The sequence below is a fragment of the Arsukibacterium sp. genome, from assembly GCF_036735525.1.
GTDB lineage: Bacteria > Pseudomonadota > Gammaproteobacteria > Enterobacterales > Alteromonadaceae > Alishewanella.
Window position 1 is genome coordinate 1 of sequence record NZ_DAINOE010000157.1, and the last position, 2,924, is coordinate 2,924.

The window sequence follows — 2,924 nt, forward strand, 5'->3', positions numbered from 1 at the left end:
AACGACTCTGTATTGCCCTGTTCATCAGTCACGGTAACCGTATCATCTGCTATCGTAATCACTGTATTTCTCCATTGCCGTGTAACCGGCTGACATTACGTAAATTCTCTAAATCATCCTGATGCAACCATTCCCCCAGTTGGGCATTGGCCAATCGGGGTATAGCAGCAACAGGATGACCGTTATGTACTAGATAAGCCAAGTCATAAGGCGGGTAAAAAAATGCTCGGGCTATACGCTCTATCGTCTCAGCATCGGCGTCATCAGGAATTCGCTTAAGTGCCATAAAGGTAGCCTTATTCATATAACGCATGCGAGCCGGATCTTGCGGTTCGCAGGCTAAAGACTCACCGGTTTCAAGCAGATCCAATATCTGCTGCCAAAGTATGATCATTTCTCGCTGAGTTTTTCTCTCCAGACTAAAGGCTGTTTCTTGCTCACAGTTCACTGGAAATTTTCTGACGCGGACTATGGGCCCAGTGTCAAAGGTGCTATCCATATGATGGCAAGTGCAACCATATTCCTGCACGCCCTCAAGTATCGCAACATTGTAAAATGCCCAGCCTCCAAACTCTGGCAGCGGCCCGGCGTGAAAATTTAATGCTGCCTTCACTGCCAGTCCGAGCGTCTCTGGCAATACCCGGTGTCTGAACATGTAGCTGATCACATAGTCTGCCCGCAAACCTGATAACTGCTGCTGACTGCTGTACTTGGGCACGCCTAACCGGTCTGCAGCCTCAGACAAGGTTTCACTGTGAATAAACGCGTGGCTTTCCTGATCCGAGGGGACCACTGCCAACACTGGCCAGCCACGCGCAATCAAGGTTTCCAAAGCAACCACAGCGCCTGGCTTGGAGCCCAGAAGTATGACTGAAGGTTTAATCATTTACTGCCTCAAAATATTGCGTAACGGACTCAATAATTCGCTGGACGTACTGCTCTGACATCATAGAGTGCAACGGCAGTGATAAGATCTCAGCAGCAATGCGCTCAGTCACTGCCAAACATCCTTTTGGCATATCTTTTAACAGCGTAAAATGATGACCAGGTTGCCAATGGATCCCAGTATCAATTCCGGCCGCCTTCATGTGGTCACGCAACGGTTGTCGGTGCACAGCAGCGACCCGGATATAGTATAAAAATGGTGTCACATCATTGAAATCCGCTTGTGGCACCTGCACCTGAGGGATACGCCCGAGATATTCATTGTAACGTTTGCATACCTGTTGGCGGCTGGCAGTGATAGTCGGCATTTTGCTCAACTGCGCGACACCAATAGCCGCATGCAAGTTAGCTAAATGATAACGAAAGCCTAACCGCTGCACATCATAGGTCCAAGCCCGTTTGTTCTCATACATGACCGCAGCAGGTTGCCCCATCCCGATCAGACGCATTTCATGCAGTGCACGCTGCTCAGCCTCTGAACGAACAATCAAGGCACCACCGTCAATCGTCGTAATCGTTTTTACCGGATCAAAACTGAACATACATAAATCAGAAAAAGTACCCACTTTACGCCCTTTGTAGACAGAGCCAAACGAATGGGCGGCATCATGAATGATCCTGATACCATAGTGCTCGGCCAGACGCGCAGCCTGATCATGATCAGCAAGACAACAGTCGTAATCCATCACAATAATGGCTTTGGTCCGCGATGTAATCAGTGCTTCAGCTTTATTCAGATCGATGCACAGCGTCTGTTCGTCAATATCACAAAACACCGGAGTAGCCCCGACCGCCAGAATCGCCTGAAAGTCAGCAATATTGTTAAATGAAGGTGTGATAATTTCGTCGCCTGATCCCGCATCAATCAACATCAACGCCAGATGCAGGGCAGCATGCCCAGTACTGACCGCGACCAGATATCTATCCTGCAACCCCAGATATTCAGACAAATGCTGTTCAAAGTCGCCAACAGCGGCCCCCATGCCTAACCAGCCTACGCGCAGCGACTCCGTAGCGGCATCAATTTCCTGTTCAGTAATCAATGGCTTAAAAACTGGGATTTCCTGCATCATCTCACTCACTTATGCTCAAAGTTGGCACAGCCGTGACAAAAGTCAGCGCTGTGTTATGTTGCTGAAGCAGCTGTGATCTGACTTCAGCGGCTATATTCCAAGGCAGAATCATCACAACATCCGGCTTATACGCCGGCAGTAAGTCTGGCGAGAGGATTGGAATATGACTGCCGGGTAAAAATTTACCCTGCTTCGATTTTGCCGCATCAAAAACAACGGAGATTAAATCACTATCTATACCTGCATAGTTCAACAGGGTATTGCCCTTAGCCGCCGCGCCATAGGCTACTACCGTTTTCCTCTCCTGTCGGCACTGCAGCAAAAACTGTGTCAATTGCGCGGTAATAGTGTCAACTCGCAGCTGAAAGTCACGGTAAGTGGATGGCACGGTCAATCCAGCGTCAGCTTCTAATGCCAGAACGTGCGCAACTCTGCTGCTGGTTTCATAATGAGCCGGCTGCTGACAACACCATAACCGCAGGCTACCGCCATGTGTCGGCAGCTGCTCTACATCAAATACTCGCAAACCAACCTGCTGCAATATCGTCTGTACTGTACCAAGTGACAAATAAGAGTAGTGCTCATGGTAAATCGTATCAAATTGACACTCCTTGAGCAGGTTTAGCAGGTGCGGAAATTCCAGACTGACCACACCGTCATCAGCAAGCAATTTGCTGATACCAAGAACAAAATCATTAATATCAGGAACATGCGCCAATACATTGTTTGCAATTATCAGACTAGCTGGACGGTATTCCAGCCGAATTTTTTCAGACAAACCTGCACCAAAAAACGCTGATATCACCTCTATACCTAATGCTCTGGCCGCCTGCGCTGTAGCTTGAGTGGGCTCAATACCTAAACATGGAATGGCGTGTGATACATAATTTCGCAACAAGTATCCAT

The 2,924-nt window shown here is 48.4% G+C and carries 3 protein-coding genes; all 3 read right to left on the reverse strand.

What is annotated here, in order from left to right:
• Window positions 1-58 precede the first annotated feature (58 nt).
• Complete coding sequence (locus V7D78_RS16535; protein WP_333609557.1) at window positions 59-886, reverse strand: formyltransferase family protein; 828 nt, start codon at window positions 884-886, stop codon at window positions 59-61.
• On the reverse strand, window positions 879-2,018 hold the full coding sequence (locus V7D78_RS16540; RefSeq protein ID WP_333609559.1) for a DegT/DnrJ/EryC1/StrS family aminotransferase: 1,140 nt from the start codon (window positions 2,016-2,018) through the stop codon (window positions 879-881). Before V7D78_RS16540 ends, V7D78_RS16535 begins: the two co-directional genes overlap by 8 nt.
• 1 nt (window position 2,019) lies before the next feature.
• A partial coding sequence (locus V7D78_RS16545; RefSeq protein WP_333609558.1) for a class I SAM-dependent methyltransferase occupies window positions 2,020-2,924 on the reverse strand: 905 nt, incomplete at its 5' end.

Bases quoted from the DNA above. Each gene is read 5' to 3' on its own strand.
- V7D78_RS16540 (WP_333609559.1), bottom strand. From the start codon at position 2,018: ATGATGCAGGAAATCCCAGTTTTTAAGCCATTGATTACTGAACAGGAA.
- V7D78_RS16535 (WP_333609557.1), bottom strand. From the start codon at position 886: ATGATTAAACCTTCAGTCATACTTCTGGGCTCCAAGCCAGGCGCTGTG.